This is a genomic window from Ammoniphilus resinae (assembly GCF_017873965.1).
GTDB lineage: Bacteria > Bacillota > Bacilli > Aneurinibacillales > RAOX-1 > Ammoniphilus_A > Ammoniphilus_A resinae.
In genome coordinates, this window is the sequence record NZ_JAGGKT010000029.1 from 1 (window position 1) to 20,696 (window position 20,696).

General features: G+C 42.0%; 24 protein-coding genes. 8 read left to right on the top strand and 16 right to left on the bottom strand.

Going from position 1 to position 20,696, the window contains the following annotated elements:
- The 3 genes from J2Z37_RS23615 to J2Z37_RS23625 form a co-directional block, all read left to right on the top strand.
- Nucleotides 1–210, top strand: a 210-nt coding sequence (locus J2Z37_RS23615) for a magnesium chelatase subunit ChlI family protein (RefSeq protein WP_483413498.1), incomplete at its 5' end; no start/stop codon positions are given.
- 1 nt (nucleotide 211) lies between these two features.
- Nucleotides 212–1,327 carry a DNA-processing protein DprA gene (dprA, locus tag J2Z37_RS23620; RefSeq protein ID WP_209812799.1) on the top strand — a complete coding sequence of 372 codons (1,116 nt, stop codon included), beginning with the start codon at nucleotides 212–214 and terminating at the stop codon, nucleotides 1,325–1,327.
- Nucleotides 1,328–1,350: 23 nt separating this feature from the next.
- Nucleotides 1,351–1,710, top strand: coding sequence for a hypothetical protein (locus J2Z37_RS23625; protein ID WP_209812800.1), 360 nt, complete (start codon nucleotides 1,351–1,353; stop codon nucleotides 1,708–1,710).
- Between the two features lie 469 nt (nucleotides 1,711–2,179).
- Here J2Z37_RS23625 and J2Z37_RS23630 read toward each other — a convergent pair whose 3' ends face one another.
- From J2Z37_RS23630 to J2Z37_RS23650, 5 genes are all read right to left on the bottom strand, one after another.
- A complete protein-coding gene (locus J2Z37_RS23630; protein WP_209812801.1) occupies nucleotides 2,180–2,596 on the bottom strand; it encodes a VOC family protein in 417 nt (138 codons plus the stop codon).
- Between the two features lie 312 nt (nucleotides 2,597–2,908).
- Nucleotides 2,909–3,109 carry a tyrosine-type recombinase/integrase gene (locus J2Z37_RS23635; protein WP_209812802.1) on the bottom strand — a complete coding sequence of 67 codons (201 nt, stop codon included), beginning with the start codon at nucleotides 3,107–3,109 and terminating at the stop codon, nucleotides 2,909–2,911.
- 179 nt (nucleotides 3,110–3,288) lie between these two features.
- Entirely contained in the window at nucleotides 3,289–4,887 is a 1,599-nt protein-coding gene (locus J2Z37_RS23640; protein WP_209812803.1) for an FAD-dependent monooxygenase, read from the bottom strand.
- A gap of 1,130 nt (nucleotides 4,888–6,017) precedes the next feature.
- A complete protein-coding gene (locus tag J2Z37_RS23645; protein WP_209812804.1) occupies nucleotides 6,018–6,581 on the bottom strand; it encodes a DUF6036 family nucleotidyltransferase in 564 nt (187 codons plus the stop codon).
- Nucleotides 6,582–6,589: 8 nt separating this feature from the next.
- Nucleotides 6,590–6,799 carry a hypothetical protein gene (locus tag J2Z37_RS23650; RefSeq protein ID WP_209812805.1) on the bottom strand — a complete coding sequence of 70 codons (210 nt, stop codon included), beginning with the start codon at nucleotides 6,797–6,799 and terminating at the stop codon, nucleotides 6,590–6,592.
- Between the two features lie 217 nt (nucleotides 6,800–7,016).
- Between J2Z37_RS23650 and J2Z37_RS23655 the strand changes: the two genes are divergently transcribed.
- Nucleotides 7,017–7,217 carry a hypothetical protein gene (locus J2Z37_RS23655; protein WP_209812806.1) on the top strand — a complete coding sequence of 67 codons (201 nt, stop codon included), beginning with the start codon at nucleotides 7,017–7,019 and terminating at the stop codon, nucleotides 7,215–7,217.
- Nucleotides 7,218–7,387: 170 nt separating this feature from the next.
- Here the strand turns inward: J2Z37_RS23655 and J2Z37_RS23660 are convergent, their stop codons facing one another.
- The 11 genes from J2Z37_RS23660 to J2Z37_RS23710 form a co-directional block, all read right to left on the bottom strand.
- Entirely contained in the window at nucleotides 7,388–9,115 is a 1,728-nt protein-coding gene (locus J2Z37_RS23660) for a methyl-accepting chemotaxis protein (protein WP_209812807.1), read from the bottom strand.
- A gap of 459 nt (nucleotides 9,116–9,574) precedes the next feature.
- A complete protein-coding gene (locus tag J2Z37_RS23665; protein ID WP_209812808.1) occupies nucleotides 9,575–9,733 on the bottom strand; it encodes a YvrJ family protein in 159 nt (52 codons plus the stop codon).
- A 70-nt stretch (nucleotides 9,734–9,803) separates the two neighbouring features.
- Nucleotides 9,804–10,031, bottom strand: coding sequence for a DUF2922 domain-containing protein (locus tag J2Z37_RS23670; protein WP_209812809.1), 228 nt, complete (start codon nucleotides 10,029–10,031; stop codon nucleotides 9,804–9,806).
- Nucleotides 10,032–10,088: 57 nt separating this feature from the next.
- Complete coding sequence (locus tag J2Z37_RS23675; RefSeq protein WP_209812810.1) at nucleotides 10,089–10,313, bottom strand: DUF1659 domain-containing protein; 225 nt, start codon at nucleotides 10,311–10,313, stop codon at nucleotides 10,089–10,091.
- A 115-nt stretch (nucleotides 10,314–10,428) separates the two neighbouring features.
- Complete coding sequence (locus J2Z37_RS23680) at nucleotides 10,429–11,115, bottom strand: peptidoglycan recognition protein family protein (RefSeq protein WP_209812811.1); 687 nt, start codon at nucleotides 11,113–11,115, stop codon at nucleotides 10,429–10,431.
- A 74-nt stretch (nucleotides 11,116–11,189) separates the two neighbouring features.
- Nucleotides 11,190–11,492, bottom strand: coding sequence for a hypothetical protein (locus J2Z37_RS23685; RefSeq protein WP_209812812.1), 303 nt, complete (start codon nucleotides 11,490–11,492; stop codon nucleotides 11,190–11,192).
- A gap of 77 nt (nucleotides 11,493–11,569) precedes the next feature.
- Nucleotides 11,570–12,520, bottom strand: a complete 951-nt coding sequence (locus J2Z37_RS23690; RefSeq protein ID WP_209812813.1) for a hypothetical protein — start codon at nucleotides 12,518–12,520, stop codon at nucleotides 11,570–11,572.
- Nucleotides 12,521–12,586: 66 nt separating this feature from the next.
- The gene (locus tag J2Z37_RS23695) at nucleotides 12,587–12,970 is read right to left on the bottom strand and encodes a helix-turn-helix domain-containing protein (RefSeq protein ID WP_209812814.1); all 384 of its coding nucleotides are present in this window, start codon (nucleotides 12,968–12,970) and stop codon (nucleotides 12,587–12,589) included.
- Nucleotides 12,971–13,365: 395 nt separating this feature from the next.
- A complete protein-coding gene (locus tag J2Z37_RS23700) occupies nucleotides 13,366–14,877 on the bottom strand; it encodes a methyl-accepting chemotaxis protein (protein WP_209812815.1) in 1,512 nt (503 codons plus the stop codon).
- A 913-nt stretch (nucleotides 14,878–15,790) separates the two neighbouring features.
- Nucleotides 15,791–16,390: a hypothetical protein gene (locus J2Z37_RS23705; protein ID WP_209812816.1), complete on the bottom strand. Its 600-nt coding sequence runs from the start codon at nucleotides 16,388–16,390 to the stop codon at nucleotides 15,791–15,793.
- Nucleotides 16,391–16,558: 168 nt separating this feature from the next.
- Entirely contained in the window at nucleotides 16,559–17,185 is a 627-nt protein-coding gene (locus tag J2Z37_RS23710) for a copper amine oxidase N-terminal domain-containing protein (RefSeq protein ID WP_209812817.1), read from the bottom strand.
- Nucleotides 17,186–17,352: 167 nt separating this feature from the next.
- On the opposite strand from J2Z37_RS23710, the gene J2Z37_RS23715 reads away from it, so the two are divergent.
- The 4 genes from J2Z37_RS23715 (at nucleotide 17,353) to J2Z37_RS23730 (ending at nucleotide 20,413) form a co-directional block, all read left to right on the top strand.
- Nucleotides 17,353–17,709 (top strand): copper amine oxidase N-terminal domain-containing protein, encoded by a 357-nt coding sequence (locus tag J2Z37_RS23715; protein WP_209812818.1) that lies wholly within the window; start codon nucleotides 17,353–17,355, stop codon nucleotides 17,707–17,709.
- 304 nt (nucleotides 17,710–18,013) lie between these two features.
- On the top strand, nucleotides 18,014–18,784 hold the full coding sequence (locus tag J2Z37_RS23720) for a copper amine oxidase N-terminal domain-containing protein (protein ID WP_209812819.1): 771 nt from the start codon (nucleotides 18,014–18,016) through the stop codon (nucleotides 18,782–18,784).
- A gap of 405 nt (nucleotides 18,785–19,189) precedes the next feature.
- The gene (locus J2Z37_RS23725) at nucleotides 19,190–19,765 is read left to right on the top strand and encodes a dihydrofolate reductase family protein (protein ID WP_209812820.1); all 576 of its coding nucleotides are present in this window, start codon (nucleotides 19,190–19,192) and stop codon (nucleotides 19,763–19,765) included.
- 264 nt (nucleotides 19,766–20,029) lie between these two features.
- Nucleotides 20,030–20,413: a hypothetical protein gene (locus J2Z37_RS23730; RefSeq protein WP_209812821.1), complete on the top strand. Its 384-nt coding sequence runs from the start codon at nucleotides 20,030–20,032 to the stop codon at nucleotides 20,411–20,413.
- Nucleotides 20,414–20,696 lie beyond the last annotated feature (283 nt).

Sequence of the window (20,696 nt, forward strand, 5' to 3'; positions counted from 1 at the left end):
TACTGTCAATTAGATGAAGGGGGAATGAGAATGCTGCAAAAAGCTTACGAAAGATTTCAATACAACGCCCGAAGCTTTTATAAATTTAAGAAACTTGCCCGCACCTATGCGGATTTGGATGGATCAGAGAAGATTCGTCAAAAGGATGTAGCCGCTGCCTTAAGTGCCCGTGACTTAGATAAGGATCAAAAAGGGATGGTGGTCGTATAAAATGATCGATCAAAGAGTGTACTGGATTTGGTTAACAGGGATTGCATCCATCGGACCTGTGATGCAGAAAAAGCTGCTAAGGCAGTTTGATTCACCGGAAGTTATCTTTAGAATCAATCCCAGGGAATTAGAAAAGGTACCCGGAATGGGACCGGCATTGGTGGATCGTATCCTAGCAGCGCGCTCTCTAGACAAGTCTAAAAGAATGCTAGAACGAATGCTAAAAGGGAATATCGGCCTGCTTACCATCGAAGATCCCCTTTATCCCGAAAAAGTAAAACAAATTCCAAAAGCACCCGTCGTTCTATATTATCGTGGGTCGATTAGGGAAAACAGTATGGGGGTGGGGGTCGTTGGAACGCGACAATGCACATCCTATGGGAAACAGGTGGCTATTGAGACCGCTGCATTCCTGGCAAAGCATCAAATTCCGGTCATTAGCGGGATGGCCAAAGGCATCGATGGCTATGCACATACCGCCTGTCTAAAAGCCGGGGGTTATACGATGGCTTTTTTGGGGTGTGGGGTGGATGTTTGTTACCCCAGAGAACACCAATCCTTAATGGAAGCGATTATTCAAAAAGGAGCTATTCTTTCTTCCTATCCACCAGGAACCCCTATCTATCCGCACCACTTTCATCAACGAAATTTCCTCGTCAGTGCTTGGTCTTCGAAGATTTTGGTAGTCGAAGCAGGGGAAAAAAGCGGCACATGGAGTACTGTCAATCATGCGCGCCTGTTAGAACGTGAAATTTGGGCTGTACCAAACAATATCTACGATCTGGAAAGCCGAGGAACAAATCAAATGATTGCAAACGGTGCCTCCATCTTTCTCAACCCCCAACAGCTCATCCCGGTCTCCCACGTAAAAGAACCCCGAAGAACGACCATCCATTCAACTTCCATATTGGAGAATTCCATGAAATTTATCCGTGAAGGTTCGTTTACTTCATTTGAAAAAGGGATCGTCGAGCAATTGGAAACTACTCCAATGTCTATTGATCAATTAGTAAAGACCATGAAGCGCAGCCATTCCGAAATCATCGAAACACTTTCCCTGCTTGAGCTAGAGTCAGTCATTCGAATTAAACCGAATCAAACGGTTGAACTCATATAGAAGTGGATAAAGGAGGACAGGAAATGGAAATTCGTCGTGCACTTGAGATCATAGGTCATCTTGCCCAAGCGCAAGATCCCTATACAAGTCAAGAGTTACCGAAAACAAGCCCCTTCCATCAGGAGGAAACGATAAAGGCCCTCCATCTTGCTCTAGATGGAGTGAAAGTTTTGGGGTATAAAATGAAACGAGCCGCTGAACTGCCACCCAACTCCGGAAAGCCTTGGGTGCCCCTGGAAGATCAGGAATTGATCAGGGCTTATAAATGTGGACACCACATACAGGAAATAGCCAAGAAACACCAAAGGACAGAAGGGGCGATTATGTCTAGGCTGGTTAAGTTAGGGGTGATTCGAATGCCCCCCCGTGATGGGTTGAAATAAATTCGTGGTATCATAAGAACAAGGATATGGATAAAGGGCGTGAATCAAATGGAAATAATAGAAGCTAAATTGGACCTCATTTTCGAGCAACTGAAAGAGTTGAATCATATGATCGCAGACGGCGAAGCACTGTCGCGCTTCCCCTTCGACAGGGGTCAGACCCCTGTCGAAACACTCCCATCATTTCCATGTGGGACATCAGTATGACTAGTCTTATTCTTAACTTTTGGGAGAGGTGTCAAGAGGTTGCTTAAGCACTATCGCCGATGCTCTTCCAGAAGAGGGAAACCGTACCTGTTAATCGTCAACGGCAAAGTGTTAGCTTGGCGAAGGTGGGCATTGAATTATTAGTTCGATCGTGCTAAATTTGCCTATACCGAACAAAACTAATCATCGCGAAGAAGACGCCGGGGAAGATGCCCGGCGTCTTTCTTTTTGAACCCTAGTACGAGCGTGCTCTCCGTTAGCCTTAACCTTGTGCCGCATCCATGTTCATGTAGTTAATGGCCCACAGATGGCCGTCCAAGTCCACGAAGCCCCAATGATACATGAACCCATGATCTTCAGGTTCAGCATGCAATTTCCCGCCCAAGGAGACCGCGGTATTCACGATTTCATCGACCTTTTCCCGGCTCTCGAAGGCCAATGCGATCGTCATCTGCGCATACTTGCTCGTATCTACGGATTTCTTCTCCGTGAGCGTATTAAAGAATGCTTGATTGATTAGCATGACCTGCAGGTTGTCGCCGATCACGATGGCTACCGAATTCTCGTTCTCGGGGAATTGCGGGTTGAGCTCGAAACCGAGTCCGGTGAAGAACGCTTTCGATTGTTCTACGTTTTTTACAGGCAGGTTGAAGCTCGTGAATGCGGACGTTAATGCCATTTTCAAAACACCTCTTCGTCAAATTAGTTTGTGTTCATTTATGCCTTCTTTTATATAGACGACAGCCGATCCGGGAATTCATCGGTCTCATGGAATCGGAAGCGTAAATTTTGAAAAATAACCTGGTATTGAGTTCGGATATCCGCTATTCCCGTAAGTTGCTTATTCTTATTGTACGGAGGGAGGGGTCTGACCCCATAAAGCGTTGCTTTGGTGAGGCAAAAAGGCTATGATCGCAGAAGGCGAAGCGCTCCCTCGCTTCCCCTTCGACTGGGGTCTGACCCCAGTCGAAGTAAAGGAGCCTTTAGGCTCCTAGAAAAATCGTTTGTATAGCTCTCTTCGAAGCTCTCCCCGTAATTGATCATAAATTTGAGATGTTGAGGCTTTTTCATGCCCCAACATCTCCTGAATGAAATCTAATGGTACGTCGTTATCGAGTAATAGGCAAGCATAGGTGTGTCTAAACTGGTGAGGATAGACATTTACAGCAATACTTCCATGGGCTGCAATCATCTTAACTGTGTAACGGTAAAGTATGTAAAAGCGGAGGGGGACGTAAGTCTAGAGGCACCGTTTTTACGAAGTTCTGTTTAATCAATTAGGGTACCCAGCTAGGTACCCTCAAATTTCGTCTTATGAAATTCAACCTTAGGTTGAGTGGATACCCTTGCGATACAGAAGAAAAAGGATCATTAGGAATTCTGAAAGGTTAGCAATGCAAGTACATTCTGAAGGTTCGTCTTGGGTTGTGCGGAAGCGCCATGCGCACGCCAAGCAATGAATCCGTCCGGTCGAATGAGAATTGCACCTTCCTCGGAAACACCATATGCGCTTGACCAACAGTTATCGATGTCCTGCAGATCCTCGTCTGGACCGAATTGATAACAATTCAGCCCCAATTTGGAGGATAAATGTAATCCCCTGGCAGCTTCAACCCACTTACCTCCGCTTGGACCAGCAAAAAGTACCCAATGGCCATTACAGATATCAATGGTGGAGAGCCGCTCACCGTTGCGTTCAACAACTAAGTGCGCCGCTCGGGACCCTGGGCATCCCGAAGGCATTCTTGGATCCTCAAATGCTTCAATAGTCGAAAATCCTTTTTCATTAATCAGCGCTCCTGATGGATACACATATCCGAAGATGACGTTCTTATCTTCCACGATCTTCACTGCTGGCGGCAGTTTCTTATTCGGGTCCTTAAACCATGCCTGAAGCCGCGAGAGAGCCTGAGCCAAAGTATGTTCCGCCACGGGTCTGCGCTCGCTGTCGTAGGTGTCCAGTAGGCGCGGGCCCGCCGATCCATTTATGACAGAAGCCAGTTTCCAGGCCAGATTATGCGCGTCATGAATACCGGTGTTCCCTCCGAGCCCTCCGGTAGGCGGCATGACGTGCGCTGCGTCACCTATTATAAACGCCCGTCCTTCGCTAAATCGATCCGCCACATATGCCGCTACTTCCCATTTCCTTGCATCCACAATCCTTGCTTTGACATCCTCTCGACCTACACCTGCACGGATTAGTTGAAGACAGTGCTCATCATTAAAGTCCTCCGGTCCTTCGCCGTGATCGGGGAAATATTGTACCGACATGGACCAGCGACCCGAATCATCGCGGGGGACCAAGGTGCCGTTAATATCTTGAAGCAAAGCAGCAGTGAAATATTGCCCATTCACCACGGGTTCCATATCCGTTTCGAAAATCACGTTCATCCAATGTTGGAGGACACCAGGACCGTGACGACCTACTCCAATTTTTTCACGTGAATTACCGTTTACTCCATCTGCAATGATTAGGTAAGAAGCGTACACCGTCTCTTCTGCTTGAGTTGCTTGATCGCGGATACGGGCTGTTATTCCTTGTGCATCCTGCACAAAATCCATCAACTCTGTGTTAAACCGTACATCTGCACCATGTCGTTCGGCGTTTGCTTTTAGAATGGGTTCAAGTCGGTCTTGTTCACACTCAGCTGCAGTAGTTGGGCTAATATCGTTCATGTCGGGCCAAGCCTGTTCACCTAAGCTAACGTTCGGGTCTGCGAGATTCTTGGCGCGCAAAACTAAATTGGCCCTTTGGTCACGAGTGCGTTGCTGACGAATTTCCTGCTCGATCCCGACGCTCCGGTAGATCTCCATCGAGCGGTTCGAAATACCGCTAAATTTATACTGAATTGATGTATGTGGATGACGTTCAACCAATACGCAGTCAACGTTCTGATGTGCAAGTAACAATGCTGCTGACAAACCATTCAAGCTTCCACCAATAATTAGAACCGATGTGTTTGTTGTCATAATATGAACCTCCCTTGTCCATTGATTTGTCAATCCATTCGGGAATTATTGTATCCGGTATCTCACAATTAACCCTCCCTGAGAATGTTTCACTTTCGTCCGTAATTAAGGTTAATTCCTATTTCTAAATCAACTCTTAACGAAATCTAAAAAAAGTATAAAAACTTAGCAGATTAACTAGCGCGATGAAAAAATTGGAAATAGGAAATGCCCCTGAAAATCTTGAAATCTTCAATTGTAAGGAGCAATAAAAGAAGCAAGGACATACCCCCTTGCTTCTTTCTCATTAGTCAAGCTTTGTTGTGCTAATTATAATGTTATTTAATCCGTGATTTAAGGTTTACTCCATGTTATCGGAGCAACTTTACCTGAACCATATTTTTGACCGCAGACGGCGAAGCGCTTCCGTACTTCACCTCACTAACGGGGTCTGACCCCATCATCGAGCTAAAGCGTTAGTTTTGCGAAGTTTAACACTGACTAGGTTTTGGTTCTATTATTTCGTAAAATGAGGTATTGACCAAAGAAGATAGATAAGGTTAGTAGAAAATATAGACATTGCTGAGGCGGTTTGCTAGGATGAAAGAAGCAATTACATAAAGCAGGGTCGGCGGTTGGCCACTCCCCGAAAGAAGGGAGGTGGTAAGATGACGGCGTATGAAGCAATGATGGTAGCACTCACATCAAATCTAGTTTTGATAGGAGTCATAACAATTGTGATAGCGATCGTCGTACAAAGAAGAAAGTAACCGCCCGGCTCCCCTCCAAGAGATTTGGGTAGTTACTTTTTTCTTGTTGCTGCTTAACTTTTGGGTCGGCCGCACTTCATGCGGCATGTAATTGCGGTCAGGTGTTAGCAGCACCTGACTTCTTTTTATTTCTACACATTTTATAATTATATTATACATAAGAATTCAAGTTTGATCAAGATCGCAGACGGCGAAGCGCTACCGCACTTCCCCTTCGGCAGGGGTCTGACCCCAGTCGAAGAGTGAACACAAGAAAGGGTCTTCCTGTTCTTTAGCACCATTATTTCATAAAAGAATTTGCGAAACGTTAGGCTTTTCCGATAGAATTCGTAAACTAGATAAACTAAAAAACCACTAGTCTTCAGCGGTAGTGGTTAGAATTTATTCTTCAATTTGTGATATCCAGTTTTCTAATTCAATTTCTTCAAGTTTAGTTTCAACGGACTGACGCATGTAGGTAAGATCCACTCGTTCATAATTATTTGCTAACAATTTGAATCCCCAAATCTTATCTTCGGATGATCTCCAATGTACTGAAGCTCTTAGCCTATCCATTATAATATCTTCAATGGAGATCACATACACATACTTATCATCGTCAATGGCTAACTTAATATCCCTATTATAGTCGCCTGCTAAATAATTATCAGGGATTTCAATAGCAATTTCAACTTTTTCATGATAAAAATGCCTATCCTCTTTCTCAAAGCCAAGTTTAAATAGTAAATCAGCTATTTTCATGTAGCCATCTGAAACAAAATCTATATCTCTAGTTGTATAATCACTTTGAGTATAAATTTCAACAGACAGCCCCCCAACAACAATGGGGTGGATATTGTCCTTTTCCAAGAGCTTTGTTATTATAGCCGCAGTATTAATCATAGCATCATACTTTGGAGCATCTACTAGTTTTTCAATTTCTACTCTGGCTTCGTTAATGTCCATTTTCCCTCTTATTTTTTCGAAAACATGGAAAGAATTTTAGCTTCAGTTGGGTGCTTAGGTCTAATTCTTCCCTTTTGTAAATCAGATTCTAATACAGTTTGTTCAAATCTGTGTATAATCGATTTGCGTTTTAAAGAATTTGCTCTAATGCTACTTTCAAGATCTCTCAATGACAAAGTAGCCATTTTTGATTCACCCTTCCGTTTACCTTTAGCCATATTGTAACACCCTCTCTGCACTTAGTAAATGTTATTAGTATATGCAGAAAGAGAATGATGTAAACGGATCTAGAACGTTTAAGCAGCTTTTGTTATACAGCTCTATTGATCGCCCAAGGCGAAGCGCTCCCGCGCTTCCCCTTCGACAGGGGTCAGACCCCAGTCGAAAAAGGCTCTCCATCTTGCTCTGGATGGAATGAAAGTTTTGGGGTATAAAATGAAACGAGCCGCTGAACTGCCACCCAACTCCGGAAAGCCTTGGGTTCCCCTGGAAGATCAGGAATTGATCAGGGCTTATAAATGTGGACACCACATACAGGAAATAGCCAAGAAACACCAAAGGACAGAAGGGGGGATTATGTCTAGGCTGGTTAAGTTAGGGGTGATCCGGATTGCTGCGCAAGATGGTGTGAAGTAAATTCGTGGTATTCTTATATGCTAATCAGAAGAAAGTGTATCTTTATAAGAGATAATCTGATAATTTTATTCATTAGTGTGAACACTATTTTTTGGCATTTGGGAATTTAAGGGGGCATCTGACCAATTTTTACATGTACCTCGGTCATAGCCCTATCCTTTTTTAGAACACTAAACCTTAAAACTACTAATTAATCCTTGCAGTTCTTCCGCCATTTTGGACAAGGAGGTTGCCGATGAGGATATTTCCTCCATGGAAGCCAGTTGTTCTTCAGATGCTGCTGCCATATTCTCTGTATTATTTGCTGATTGTTCAGAAAGCCCGGCCACATTTTCTACCATTTCTACCATCCCATGGGCACTAGCAGTGACCTGTTCGACTACAGCAGATACTTCTTGTGATTGTGCAGAAACATCTTCAATCATTTTGGTAATCGATTTAAAACTCTCCCCTGTTTGACGGACATATTCAATTCCTTCAACTACCGCTTGAGAACCTTCATTCATAGCAAGTACAGCCTCTTGAGTTTCATTTTGGATTTCAAGGATCAAAGAGCGTATTTTTTCTGCAGCCGTACCGGATTGTTCGGCTAATTTACGTACTTCATCAGCCACTACAGCAAATCCCCGTCCATGCTCTCCAGCACGGGCTGCCTCAATAGCTGCATTTAAAGCTAATAGATTTGTTTGATTAGAAATATCAGTAATGATCGATACGATTTGACCAACTTCTTTTGACTTTTCACCCAGTGTATTCACTACTTTAGCCGTAGATTGTACCTTATGATTTGCATCATTCATTTGCTCCACGGTTTGATTCACAACTTGGTTTCCATTCGTCGTTTCCTGATTGGCAGTGATCGCCGCTTCTGCAACAGATTGGATTGATGAAGCAACTTGATTCATTCCTTTAGATATCTCTTCATTAGCTTTGTACACCTGATTTATGCTTTGCATCTGATGTTCGGTTCCCGTTGCCACTTCCTGAGCCGCAATGGATATTTGTTCAGTAGCCTTACTTGTCTGTTCGGCACTAGCCATTAATTCTTCAGAGGTTGCAGCTACTAAATGAGCATTGCTCAAAACTTGGGATATTATAGTTCTCACATTTTCTTGCATCAAATTAAAGTCCTTAGCGAGTTGACCAATTTCGTCTTTATTTTTGATGTAAAGCGGTTCAGATGTAAGATCCCCATTCGCTACCTTACTGACCAAGGTAGAAATTTTTGCTAATGGTATGTAAATTTGTCTGCTGATCAAACTAGCTATGGTAATGACTAGAATAAGTGAAAGAATCAAAATGACTATGGAATATATTTTGAGCGTTTCTGAATCCTTATAGAAATTGTCCTCATAAGATCCCATAATAATAGCCCAATCCCAAGGCTCAAAGTGTCTTACATAGGCAATTTTAGGTCTAGGTTCATTTTCTCCGGGATTTTTCCACATAAATTGATAATAATCATTATTGGTATTATACATTTCCTGATTTACGTATATACCATCAACGTTTGGTGAGTTTGAAATTTGACCTTCTATATCTTTAGGGTGCATGACAGCTCGTAATTCCTTATTATAGGCAAAATAGTAGTCTCCATCTCCTATTTTTGGAGAATCAACAGGAATTTTTCGAGTGTTGTCTGATTGTTTAGGTCCTACAAGGGATAACCGGAATTTTTCTTGTGCTTCTTCTAGGGTCAAATGGCTTGTAGTCACCTCATTATTCAGGCTCTCAGCTAAAATGACCGCACTATCCACTAGCTGCTTTAACTGTTGCTTCTTGGCAACTTCTAATGAATCCTTCGATATATGATAACTAACGACAGAGAGAATAAGTAGTGGAATAACCGAAACGAGTACCATGAGAAGTAATTTTGTTCTAACTGACTGAATACGCATGTTTGTCCTCACTTTTAAGTCAAATTGATATATTGAAATTTAATACACCATTTTTTCTAAATAAAAATTAATAATAGAAATGCATATTATTCCCGTCTAACCCTTAAACTATTTCACTTTTATTCAACCAAGACAAAAGTGATTGATCTAATAATTGTTTTCTTTAACGCTATCAATCTTCTAACGATTTGTTTTCAGTTCTTTATCCCGATGTTATTGTATCACCCCATTTTTGTAGCACTTTGTGACTATATACAGGATATTAGTACTAATAATACAAATTACTACAAAATCATACACATTTCAACATAAATAGAATTATTAACATTTATGATCATATATGAATACTAAAAAAATATAATGGTACCTCCTCAGTATGTTAAAGCGTTAGGAATACAACAAGCCCTTCTCTCCACGCAAAGGAAATTGGGCTTGTATCTGTTTTCGGGGTTCCCCTTCCTACGTTTCCTTCCGCCAACCATGAATGGCCTGGGTCATCTCCGTAATGGAGTTCGTCAAGGCCTCCATTTTGCTTTCCACTCGTGTGAGCAGGTACCAGGAAACAAAGATGGGGAAACCTAGGTTGCTGATCAGTGGGATGGGATCGAACGCTTCCATGGGGTTTCCCTCCTTATTTAATGGGGTTTAAGTAAAGGGGGCCAGATGACTGACCCCTGATAACGTCTTATTACATGCTTTCTACATCAAAGTCTGAAACAGTACGGTGGGTAATACCGGCATCCTTGACAGCTGCGATATCAAACAACCCGCCGATGGCAACGATGGCGTCCATTTGGGTCCGGGCTTCGGCTGATGTTAAGCTGGCCTTTGGAGCGGGAACGTCAAATTTTGCTGTGGTTCCATCGATTTTAGTGAAATATAGAGAAAGTGTGGATTCATTGACTTCACGAGGCATGGAGGTCACCTCCTTTCGATAGAGGATGGGATGAAGCTAGTCTTGGGAATCTAGAGGTTAGGGTACATCAATAATCTCTTGATCACTGGAGAGGATCACTTGATCCAGTGGCCAGTCGGAGAGGGCTGCCATGGCTTGTCCAAATGCATAGGCATTGTCCAATGTGGCATTCTCGACATTGACGTTTTTGTAGGTGCGGCTTTTGTAGGTTGGGTTGCCTTTTTCATCGGTGCCGCTTAGGAAGACTAACTTGATTTCTTTGACATCCTTTGTCGTTAGCATGTTGTTCACCTCCTTTCGATGATTTTATTATAACATGGGACAAGTTTATTGTAAACAATTATTTTTAAATAACTCATTAATTTGTGTACAATATGTAGAATACGGATCTTATGCCTTACTTCATTCCCGGACTCCCCAACAGGTCCAAGGTGTGCTCGATCTCATCCCATTTCACGGTGTAACCGAGTCTCTCAGCCACTTTTCGTAAAGGGGCATAGGTCGTTCCGTTGTTTAGATAACCCATCGCAATAGGGATGCTGTTGTGGCGGATCGAGACGAGCGGCCAGCCGGATTCAAGATCTTTCATCAACATGGACCAGGGGAAAAAGGGACCGGGACAGTTCTCTTTATTGACGGAATCAATCTCGTAATGGCCAATGATATATTCACGGGTCAGGGGGATGTTCCATCTGGCAGCGATTTGTTGAATTAACCAAAGGCCCGCTTGATACTGCGGTTGTTCAATCGCTCCACCGCGGTCTTTCCCCTCATACTCGATGGTAATGCTATACCGGTTGGGATTCCCTCCTCGCTGGATGATTTGCCTGGCTGTGGGCTTGAGAATTCTCCCGTTTGTCCAAGCGCCATCCTTTTCCTTTACATATTGATGGATCTCCCCTTTTCTCCCCACACCATAATGGCTGCTGACTTCGGTTTGGGGGTTTTGAAAATGGGCAAGGGTTCCGGACAGAGATCCCGCCATCGTGTGAAGAACGATTAATGGTGGGGGATCGACGGGACCGGATGATGGGCGAACATCCGAGGTGAAATGGGGACTTCCTTTCCATTCGATGGTGTACATGTGATTGGCCTCCTTCTTTTGTTGTTTGCGAGCAACGTTGGATCATCAACCTTTCGCAAACCATATCGTTTTCTTTAGGGTTTTAGAAAACGAATAGGATTAGGTAAGAGCGCTTGCAAAATGGTGGTGGGCTCTCTACACCGTGGCAGAAGCTTGGCGCTTTTGGTTCCCGTTGGGATCTGAAGAGGGGTGATGGGTTCAACGAGTCCATAAGATTTTAGCTTTTTTGCACATTCATCGTGGAAATACCCCGTACAACCGATGGAGAGCCGATAGGCTCTGCCATTAATAAACTCCGAAACCGTAAGAAGACAGAGAAGACATGGTTGACTTCCAAACTCGGAAGTGGCGAGTAGATAGGGACGATCCTGTTTCAAGTTTTGATCACTCCTTTGGGATGTAAAATGAACGTGAGATTTTTGGAATGGTTGGACTGGATGGTTCATGGGAAGGATCAAGGAATCTCCCCGAGTTGGCGAAGGAGGTCGTCGATGATGGCTTTTTGCTCGGGGGTGATTTCTTCCTGTTCTTCTTGGGGCTCGTATTGTTGTTTCCATACCCATTCTGGGACGTCATGGGGTCTTTCTTTTCCAGAGGGCTTGGGTGTCGATGGTGTGGGATAAGGGGTAGACCGATTCCATTCATTTCTTAGTGATTTATGTAAGTAGGCAGCAAACCTTCTGGGATCGTGGGCATAACGAAGACAGGTCCGTGCCTTTTGTAAAAACAGCTTATGATTATATTGGGAATGGTATTTACATTGGTGGTAAACCTGCTTGATATCCTGCGCTCGTTTTTGCAGCTCGGGATCTTTTTCAATGGCTTCTTGCAAAGGAAGGGGAAGGGAAGATGCAGCTTCCTGTTCCATGGCTTCAAGGTATTCTGAATCGGATAGGGTAGGTTCTGATGGAGAATCCTCCTGGATGGCGGGTTGTTGAGAAAGGGGAGTTGTAGGCGGGTTCTCTTCTTTGGCGGAATCAATCGGTGGTTCCGGTTGAGTGGATTCCTCGGTAGCGATGGGAGCCTTGGCTTTCGGTGGATCGAAGTCATAGTCCCGCAGTTGAAGTAAGGGGGAGGATGCCTTTTCCGGATCATTGTTGGGATAAGCATAGAGAATGAGCTGCTGTCCTTTTTTTCTGGGATGGGTTTTCTGTAGGTCAATTAATCCATAATTCCAAAGCGGGCGCAGGATCTGATCGTAAAAGGTGGAATTGCCCACTTTTAAACGTTTAATGATCCGGTTGATCGATAAGGGTAGCACAGGAGAGGGGGAAGATACGTTTTGTTTCCAACTATGCAGCTGAAGCCAGGCGAGAAATGCCTTCTCACCTAACTTGGGCAGCCAATCCAACATCTTCATGGGATCAATGGACGGAAAAGAAAGGGTGGTTCCTTGCGTAGACATGATATACCTCCTGGGGATTTTATTTGAGGATCTAGCGTGGGAGGGACAGGCTTGTCCCTCGTGGGGTTATTTTAATGTTTTAAAGGAATCATATAACTTTTGAAGAGTAACTATTAGATCCGCTATATTTTCGCGAGTAAACTTTACAAAATCGGGGTCCTTCGTAGATAAACTGACACCTACTATCGCTTGAACCTCTCGAATATCTTGATCCATCAACTCTTCTAGTCGAAGTTGAATCTCATCTAAGTGTAAAACTAGAATGTGTCTACCAATTTCCTTGGTAACCAACTCTATGGTGGATAAGCTGGGATTAGCAGTCCCTTTTAACAAGGAGTACACTGTGGTTTTTCCGATGCCAGTTTTATCTGCAAATTGTTCATAGGTAAGACCCTTCTTTGCTAGATCCTTTTCAATCATGGCAGCTAGGACGTCTGCAGCATATGACATCTGTTATCCCCCCTCTTAACTCAAAATTTAAAGTATTTTGGGTATGATTGCCATATCAACATATTGGTCATTTTGCTGAAAAGTTCAATATAAAAACCTTGACTATTATTATTTTGAAGTGGTATAGGGGATAGGATAAGAATGAGATGATCTATATATCTTATTATCTTTAATTATCTATAAAGATCTTATTAAAGAATTTTTAAAAGTGATTACTAATCTATGGTTTGATAGATGCGAGTTTTTGATAGTTGTCCCAAATGGGGATAAATACTTACAGAGTATCTGAAATACAAATCTAACTAAGCATAGGTGATCGTCGTACAAAGAAAAAGTAACCATCCCTCCAGATCAAGGAGAGGATGGTTACTTTTTAGAAATGATCATGTAAATTCTTATACTGTTTTAGCAAAATCAGTTAATTCTTGAGCCATTGTATTGATTTCATCCATTGATGCATTGATTTCTTCTGTAAATGCTGCTTGATTCTGTGTCAAGGTACTCATATTGCCGATATGATTGAGAATCATTTCAATTTGCTCCTTCATATCGTTCAAACTGTCTTCGATTTTACCGGTGGCATTCGCACTATTAACAGCCAATTTTCGAACTTCCGCCGCAACAACACCAAAACCCCGCCCTTGCTCACCGGCGCGAGCTGCTTCAATTGCCGCATTCAATCCAAGAAGATTGGTTTGTTCGGCGATCTCTCTGATGAAGTCGGAAATGACCCTCGTTTCTTCCGCACTGTTTTTTGCTTGATTGGCCGCATGTGTCGAATGTTCCTGAGCAACAGCAAGTTCTTGGGCTTGATTCGTTATGGAATTTACCCCTCTGACCATTTCATTCAGAGATTCGGAAAGTTGTTGCATGCGAGTGATCAGCACGTTCACAATTTCTTCCTTGTCCTTTTCAAGGGTAATATCCCGTATCGTTCCAGCTACACGCAATGGAACCCCTTGTTTATCTCGGATGGTTGCACCACTAGCATGAAACCAGCGATATTCACCGCTTTTTAGAGAGAGGCGGTAATCAATATCAAATGGAGTTCTCCCGCTATAGTCATTTAAATGATTTGCGAAAGCCTCTAGCGCACGTTCCGCATCTTCCGGATGAAGACGACTGCTCCAGCTGCTCATTCTATTTGGAAATTCGGATTCATCTTTGAATCCAAGCGTTTTGCGGAATTGTGGCGACCACCAAAATTCATTATTCGGATTAACTACGTCTCCCGCTATAACGGTCATATCCCAGGGAGCTTCTACCAAGGCTTCACTGATGAGGTCATAACGTGTGGCCAGACTTTCCAATTCCCTTGTTTTTATGATCTCTTCATGAATATCAAATAGAGCGCCAGCTACCCTGAGAGGCATACCCTGTTGATCTCGGACCGTTGCCCCGTTGGCATGAAACCAACGGTATTCGCCGCTTTTTGTAAGTAAACGATATTTAACATCAAAAGGCGTTCTACCTGTTCGATCCATCATGTGTTTAGCAAAGGTATCCAGAACCCAGTCGTGGTCTTCCGGATGGAGTTTGGATGCCCAACTGTTCAGGACATTTGGGAAATCGGCCTCATTCCTATACCCAAGCATGTGACGCAATTCATCCGACCAGATAAAGGTATTGTTAGGATTAACGGGGTCACCGGCCACAACCGTCATATCCCATAAGCCAACATCAATCGCTTTCGTTACCAAATCAGTACGAATTCGCAGATCTTCCATGTTTATTTGCAATGTATGTAAAATAAAATTTAGGTTGTTTACGATTTCTTTCAATTCTGAAGTCTCGACAGTGAGTTGGAGTTCACTTGAAAAGTCATTGGCTTCAGCTCTTTTCCTTAGTCTCTTACTTTCCTCTAATAATGCGGCAAGCGCAGGGGTTTTTGTGGATTTAAACAACATCAATTTCTTCTCCTTAAACACTAATTTTCCAATAGATTTTTATGTTAGTCTGTACCCCTATACCCTCGATAGTTTCTCTTTGATGTCGCTTATTTCATGAAGCCAAGGTATCTCATTATTAAGCATCTCCCCTAAACCGACCAGAGAGATCAATTTCTACCACCCCTCTAAAATGGGCCGGTAGACTAGGAAGTTGTGTTCCCTCTTGCATCCTTCAATGGAAACCACTTGAGTAATCGGAATGGCATATTCCTTCCTACCAATTAAAAAACAACGATCTTTAACTCTTCCGATTGATCCCTCCCAAAACAGAAATAAAAGTGGGTAACATTAGAGAAATTAAATAACATGAGGCAATATGGAGATTGAAGTTAAGTGTGGAACCTTAGACCTATTTTTTTAGGACCATAGAACCACTTTGCGACAATCTTCTACATATTATTACAAAAATCACCTGATATTGTCTATATATTTTTGTTTGTTTTACATAATTCTAGATATGGAATATTTGTTTTGATCATTATATTGAAAAACCTCTTTCTGCTCTTCCGGAGGTCCTAAGCTGGAGAAGGTGTAATACTAGATTAAAGAGTTTTCTCGAATGAGGAGAGAAGAGGTGGGTGATTGTTTTCAATCTATCGAAGGGGGATTATATATTAGCGATTCTCGATCGGGGATAAGGGGAGAATTTACAACTATTTGGGATAATGGCCGCAGATTAAGTGAAATAGGGGGAATTTCACCCCTATTTTGTCTATTTTGGAGCGGATTTTTAAAATAGGTGTAAAAGATGCCCTTATCAGACTCGGCTTACGGCGAGATGAGGAATTAGAGGAGTTTCGAAGCCTATGAAACACACGTTGAATTGGTAATATCCTGTTATATAGTTCGGTATGAAACTCCAAAATAATATTTATTCCGCTATTCCAGTCACTACATAATATATAGCAGCTTTAAATAGCAAAAATCCACCTACTAGTGTTCCAATAATAATGACTAATGCAATTTGCAGGATAACAAAACAAAGATAAATCTTTATTATGATAAGTGCAATACGCTGAAGTATTTTTAAAGGCAAAATTCTAGTAACTGGCATAAAAATAATCATGGTTGGTCTCCAACTAAAATCGGGTCCATAACGTCTACCACTAGGGCCATACCAGTAATCCATAAAAAGAAATCTAAAACAAAGAGCAGCTAATCCTGCAACAAACAAATGAATCAAAGCCTTGATCCAGCTTGACTCAATTCCTAACAGATCGCTAATTTGAAATCCAATAACAAATGGGGTTTTAATGTATAACCAGATATAAGAGCCGATGGTTAAAAGCGTATCATTTTCCAAAATATGGTGATTTAGGGCAAATCTTACTGGAACACCAATAACAATAAATAACAAAATAAGATAACCAATGATCGAATTTAAGCTTGCCTCAAGATCTAGATCTTGTTCTACGTAGGTATTCTCATAGCCCTCCCTAAAACGGAAAGGTAGGTTAGTCCAAATTTTCATCCCTTAGCCTCCAGTTTTAATCATGTCTATAGAATAAGTTAGGCAGGCAGACACCAAATCCCTTATTTGCCTCCAAATTGATCAAATAAAGTACCCTGTGTCCGCCCCACATCACATCAACCCATATATTCTCCCGTTAAAATCCGTCCCTTTAGAACGGAGGTTGAATTAAGGGATGATCACTTCTATCGTGCCAGAGTTAGAATCATCTACAAACCTCCAATTTCCTTGGAGCACAGTTATGCCTTGATTATTTGTTCCTAGTTTTAATTGCTCCGTAGATGTAACTTCCCCGGTTTTTGGATTGCTTACTGAATATATCAATTTACCATTGATCAACCTACCCTCTATTTCTTCAACGGAATCATCTCTATCGATAACTTCCGTTCTTCCCCTAAATGTTTGCTGATCCTTATCATAATCGGTAAATTCAATATTGAATTTTGTAATTCCACCAGAGTATCCATAAACTCCAAAATACTTTTTACCACTCGTAAGTATTTTTTCTTCTGGCGTTAATGAAGGGCTACTAACTGGATTAAGATCAGTTGGTGTACCTCCAACCGTATTAACGATAACTGCCCTTTTTTCATCATCCCACTTAGCTGTAGCTCCCAACGCCTCTACCAACGCACGTGCCGGAACCATAGTTCTCCCGTCAATTACTTGTGGAGGTACATCAGAGTTAATTTCTTGACCGTTAACAATTAATTTGATAGGTGATACCTCCGCAAAGACACCTATAGATCCGAAGATAAAAGCACCCGCTATAAATCCTGTAACAAACTTCTTCATTTCTCCACCCACCCCATTATATGTAAAGTTACCTAATATAAATTCTATTATTGGTAAAATAGTCCTGCTAATGAGAAAGGGGAAATTTACCTGTAAAACAAAATGCCAGCTAAAATATCCTCAATGGCCCCTTAGTATAGTTACACGACATAAATGTTGGAGCGAACGTGGAATGGGGGGCCGAAACCAAGACGATCAAAGCCGGCAAGGGCGACGTAGTCATCCTTTTACCGCTAGACGGGAAAGAAGTGATGATAAACGATGAAATCCTAGAATTAGAAGTGCCTGCAAAATTGGTAAACGGACGAACCTTAGTTCCTCTTCGGTTTGTAAGCGAAGCCCTGGGCTGCGATGTGCATTGGGACGCATCGGTGTCTCTCGTTCGGATCACCTATAACAGCAAGGTGTTGGATCTGCCCCCCCTTCCTCCCAATGAGCAAATCCCTGTTGTGTTGGATTTGACGAAAATCCCGAAAGGGCAGGGCGAGATCACCATCACGCACGGTCAATACTTGTTTCCTTAATAGATTTCGTTTAGATCATGCAGGAGAACGGCATCAGGATGAAATCTTGACGGATATACTAAAGCCTGGGCTTCGCTCTGGCTTTTTTTAAGGGCGGCAAAGTCTGTTTGCTGAACCCAATTACAAAATAGGTCAGGCTACACTTAATTCCAAAAGATGCAAAAATTAAGAGTTGAATAGACGGAAGATGGGTTTCCCAGGCAAAGGAAGCCCTTTTTATTGTGGTATTGGGCAGGTAGGGAAGTGCAATTCTATCCCTCAAAAACGTGGTAAAATAATATAATAATAAATATGGGAGAAAAGAATGAAAAGAAAACTTGTTTTTTTATTATCAATGCTTATTTTTTCAATAGTTTTATTGCCTACACAAACTCAATCTGCTACACAGGAAATTAACGTTATTATTAATGGTGAGAAACAAGAATATGATCAACCACCAGTTTTACAGAATGGAAGAACACTAGTCCCGTTACGCGGCATCTTTGAAACATTAGGTGCAAAAGTCAATTGGAACCAAGTAGAGAAAAAGGTGACAGCAACAAAAGACAATCAAATGATTGTACTAACCATTGGTTCTTATCAAGCTGAAATCAACGATAAGCTACACAAATTAGACGTAGAAGCAAAAACAATCAACTATCGTACAATGGTTCCGTTGCGCTTTATTGGAGAAGCGTTAGGAGAAGATGTTCATTGGGAACAATCAACAAAAACAGTATTTATCGGTGGGAAGATCGAAATAAAACCTAATCAGTCGAGTAGCGTGCTTGCGAAAGTAAAGAGTATTTATGAAAATACGGGTGCTAAATTTGAAGGAGACATTAACGGTTATTTTGCTGGAGGTAATGGCATTAACCAATCTTATGTTAATAATATATTAGTTATTTTCAATACTGGTAGTTTTAATAATTTTACTGTTGCCGCACAGGTTGCTAATAAATTAGGTGGAAGTGGGGATGTTAGCCAGATAGCTGCTGCTATTGATACAGCTTTTAAAGGTGAATCTGGAGGACCTGTAAAAGTTGGTAATGTATCAATATCACCTAGTGGTAGAACTGTTACTTTAAAATGGTAAATGAGTTAAGGCTTGAAGATCCACACTAAACTAACTATTGTGTGCAAATTCAACTGCTATTTTATTACTATTTGTACGGTTAATTGAAGTGGGGAATTTGCTGTGAATTGACATTTTCTCCAGGTTATTTGAAATACTTGGAAAGGGAAACAAACACTTTCTCAAAAATTCAAAAGTTGTTATTGAACTATCGGAGATCAAGAGTTGAATAGACGAAGGTGGGCTTCCGAGCGAAGGCCCCCCTTTTATTGTGCTATCTTGCAGTTTTGCAGAATATAGTGGAAGGATTTCTTTGTGGATTAGTAGAATATTTCATTTGGGATTAGCAATCCATAAGAAACAGCCCAACTTGAAATGTCCTATAAGTTAATGTAGATATCTCTCATGAACAAAGGAGAACTGAAAATGAGAAAACTCGTTCTATTTCTGCACGCATCGCTTGACGGTTTTGTAGAAGGGCCGAACGGTGAAATGGACATTGGCTGGGTTTCCTACGATGCTGATTTGGAGAAACACGCGAAAGAAATTCTGAGTACTGCCGACACTGTCATTTGGGGACGTGGGACTTATCAGATGATGCATAGTTACTGGCCATCTGTGCCTTCGAACCCAACAGCTTCACAGCATGAACGGAATCATGCCGAGTGGATCGAAAAGACAGCCAAAATCGTCTTTTCCACGACGCTGGAGAAAGTCGAATGGAACAATTCCAGACTGGTGAAAGAAGATGTCGAGGAAGAGATCAAGAACCTCAAACAGCAGCCAGGTAAGGATATGGTCATCCTCGGCAGTCCTAGGTTCGCACACTACCTTATGCAGCTTGATTTAATAGATGAGTATAAAATTACGGTTTCTCCTGTGCTGATCGGCAGCGGGTTGCCGTTATTCCAAGGTCTCAAGGAGAAGATCCATCTTAAATTAATCGAAAACAAGACCTTTGATTCTGGAGCCATAAGTCTCGTTTACCAGACGATAAGATGACCTTGTCACCTAAAGTAGATTACGCTAACGAGGATCAAGCGTTTAATAACACGTAAAATTGGCTTCCGAAGGAAGCCTTTCTTTATTGAGCTAAATGGCAGGATAACGGAGTAAAGGGGATTTGTTAATACCAAAGAAGAATTACCTGTTATAGTCGAATGTGTCAGGGACAATCTGATGCCCTACGGAAATGTTGACGAATGTAAAGTGAAGAAGTTGGCTTCTGAATTTTACAAAATCATATTCTATGAATGGAGTGTCAGTATGAGTAGTGGATCAGTTATCGATTATTATCTTTTAAAAGAAAAAACATCTATTAAATTTAGAAATATGGTCAAAATTCCACAAGCCATGAACAGAAACTTGGTTTCGCGTCCAGAGCTGACGGAATGGCTGAACGAAGGACTAAAAATCAAGCTAACGGCAATAACTGCACCAACGGGCTTCGGGAAGACCACGTCTTTAACTGTATGGGCCAAAGAAAGCGGCTGCAAGGTAGCTTGGGTAGCACTTGACAAGCATGATAATGATCTGGTTCGGTTTTGGAGTTATGTCGTTGCAGCCATTCGCGGGGAACAACCGAATTTTCACAAAAATGCACAGTTAACCACCAACGGGGAACAATCGAATATAGAAACGGTAAAGTAAAGTAGCATATTAAGAATTGCAGAAAGTTTAAAGTCAACAATAGAGTCCAAGTACGTCAGTAGAAGACTCTCTGTCAACATATACGAACAATGTATTCCGATTCCTTGGGAGTAGCGGACACCGAATCCCTTATTTGCCTCCGAATCACCAAAATGTAGTCATTTTTGATTAAATAAAGTACCCTGTGTCCGCCCCACATCACATCAAAATCTCTATCGATAACCTCAGTTCTACCCTTAAATGTTTTCTTATCCGTTTGGAGGTACGCTAAATCGTTAGTTTA

Coding starts and splice junctions, on each gene's coding strand:
- dprA (WP_209812799.1), top strand. CDS start 212: ATGATCGATCAAAGAGTGTACTGGATTTGGTTAACAGGGATTGCATCC.
- J2Z37_RS23625 (WP_209812800.1), top strand. CDS start 1,351: ATGGAAATTCGTCGTGCACTTGAGATCATAGGTCATCTTGCCCAAGCG.
- J2Z37_RS23630 (WP_209812801.1), bottom strand. CDS start 2,596: ATGGCATTAACGTCCGCATTCACGAGCTTCAACCTGCCTGTAAAAAAC.
- J2Z37_RS23635 (WP_209812802.1), bottom strand. CDS start 3,109: ATGATTGCAGCCCATGGAAGTATTGCTGTAAATGTCTATCCTCACCAG.
- J2Z37_RS23640 (WP_209812803.1), bottom strand. CDS start 4,887: ATGACAACAAACACATCGGTTCTAATTATTGGTGGAAGCTTGAATGGT.
- J2Z37_RS23645 (WP_209812804.1), bottom strand. CDS start 6,581: ATGGACATTAACGAAGCCAGAGTAGAAATTGAAAAACTAGTAGATGCT.
- J2Z37_RS23650 (WP_209812805.1), bottom strand. CDS start 6,799: ATGGCTAAAGGTAAACGGAAGGGTGAATCAAAAATGGCTACTTTGTCA.
- J2Z37_RS23655 (WP_209812806.1), top strand. CDS start 7,017: ATGAAACGAGCCGCTGAACTGCCACCCAACTCCGGAAAGCCTTGGGTT.
- J2Z37_RS23660 (WP_209812807.1), bottom strand. CDS start 9,115: ATGCGTATTCAGTCAGTTAGAACAAAATTACTTCTCATGGTACTCGTT.
- J2Z37_RS23665 (WP_209812808.1), bottom strand. CDS start 9,733: ATGGAAGCGTTCGATCCCATCCCACTGATCAGCAACCTAGGTTTCCCC.
- J2Z37_RS23670 (WP_209812809.1), bottom strand. CDS start 10,031: ATGCCTCGTGAAGTCAATGAATCCACACTTTCTCTATATTTCACTAAA.
- J2Z37_RS23675 (WP_209812810.1), bottom strand. CDS start 10,313: ATGCTAACGACAAAGGATGTCAAAGAAATCAAGTTAGTCTTCCTAAGC.
- J2Z37_RS23680 (WP_209812811.1), bottom strand. CDS start 11,115: ATGTACACCATCGAATGGAAAGGAAGTCCCCATTTCACCTCGGATGTT.
- J2Z37_RS23690 (WP_209812813.1), bottom strand. CDS start 12,520: ATGTCTACGCAAGGAACCACCCTTTCTTTTCCGTCCATTGATCCCATG.
- J2Z37_RS23695 (WP_209812814.1), bottom strand. CDS start 12,970: ATGTCATATGCTGCAGACGTCCTAGCTGCCATGATTGAAAAGGATCTA.
- J2Z37_RS23700 (WP_209812815.1), bottom strand. CDS start 14,877: ATGTTGTTTAAATCCACAAAAACCCCTGCGCTTGCCGCATTATTAGAG.
- J2Z37_RS23705 (WP_209812816.1), bottom strand. CDS start 16,390: ATGAAAATTTGGACTAACCTACCTTTCCGTTTTAGGGAGGGCTATGAG.
- J2Z37_RS23710 (WP_209812817.1), bottom strand. CDS start 17,185: ATGAAGAAGTTTGTTACAGGATTTATAGCGGGTGCTTTTATCTTCGGA.
- J2Z37_RS23720 (WP_209812819.1), top strand. CDS start 18,014: ATGAAAAGAAAACTTGTTTTTTTATTATCAATGCTTATTTTTTCAATA.
- J2Z37_RS23725 (WP_209812820.1), top strand. CDS start 19,190: ATGAGAAAACTCGTTCTATTTCTGCACGCATCGCTTGACGGTTTTGTA.
- J2Z37_RS23730 (WP_209812821.1), top strand. CDS start 20,030: ATGAGTAGTGGATCAGTTATCGATTATTATCTTTTAAAAGAAAAAACA.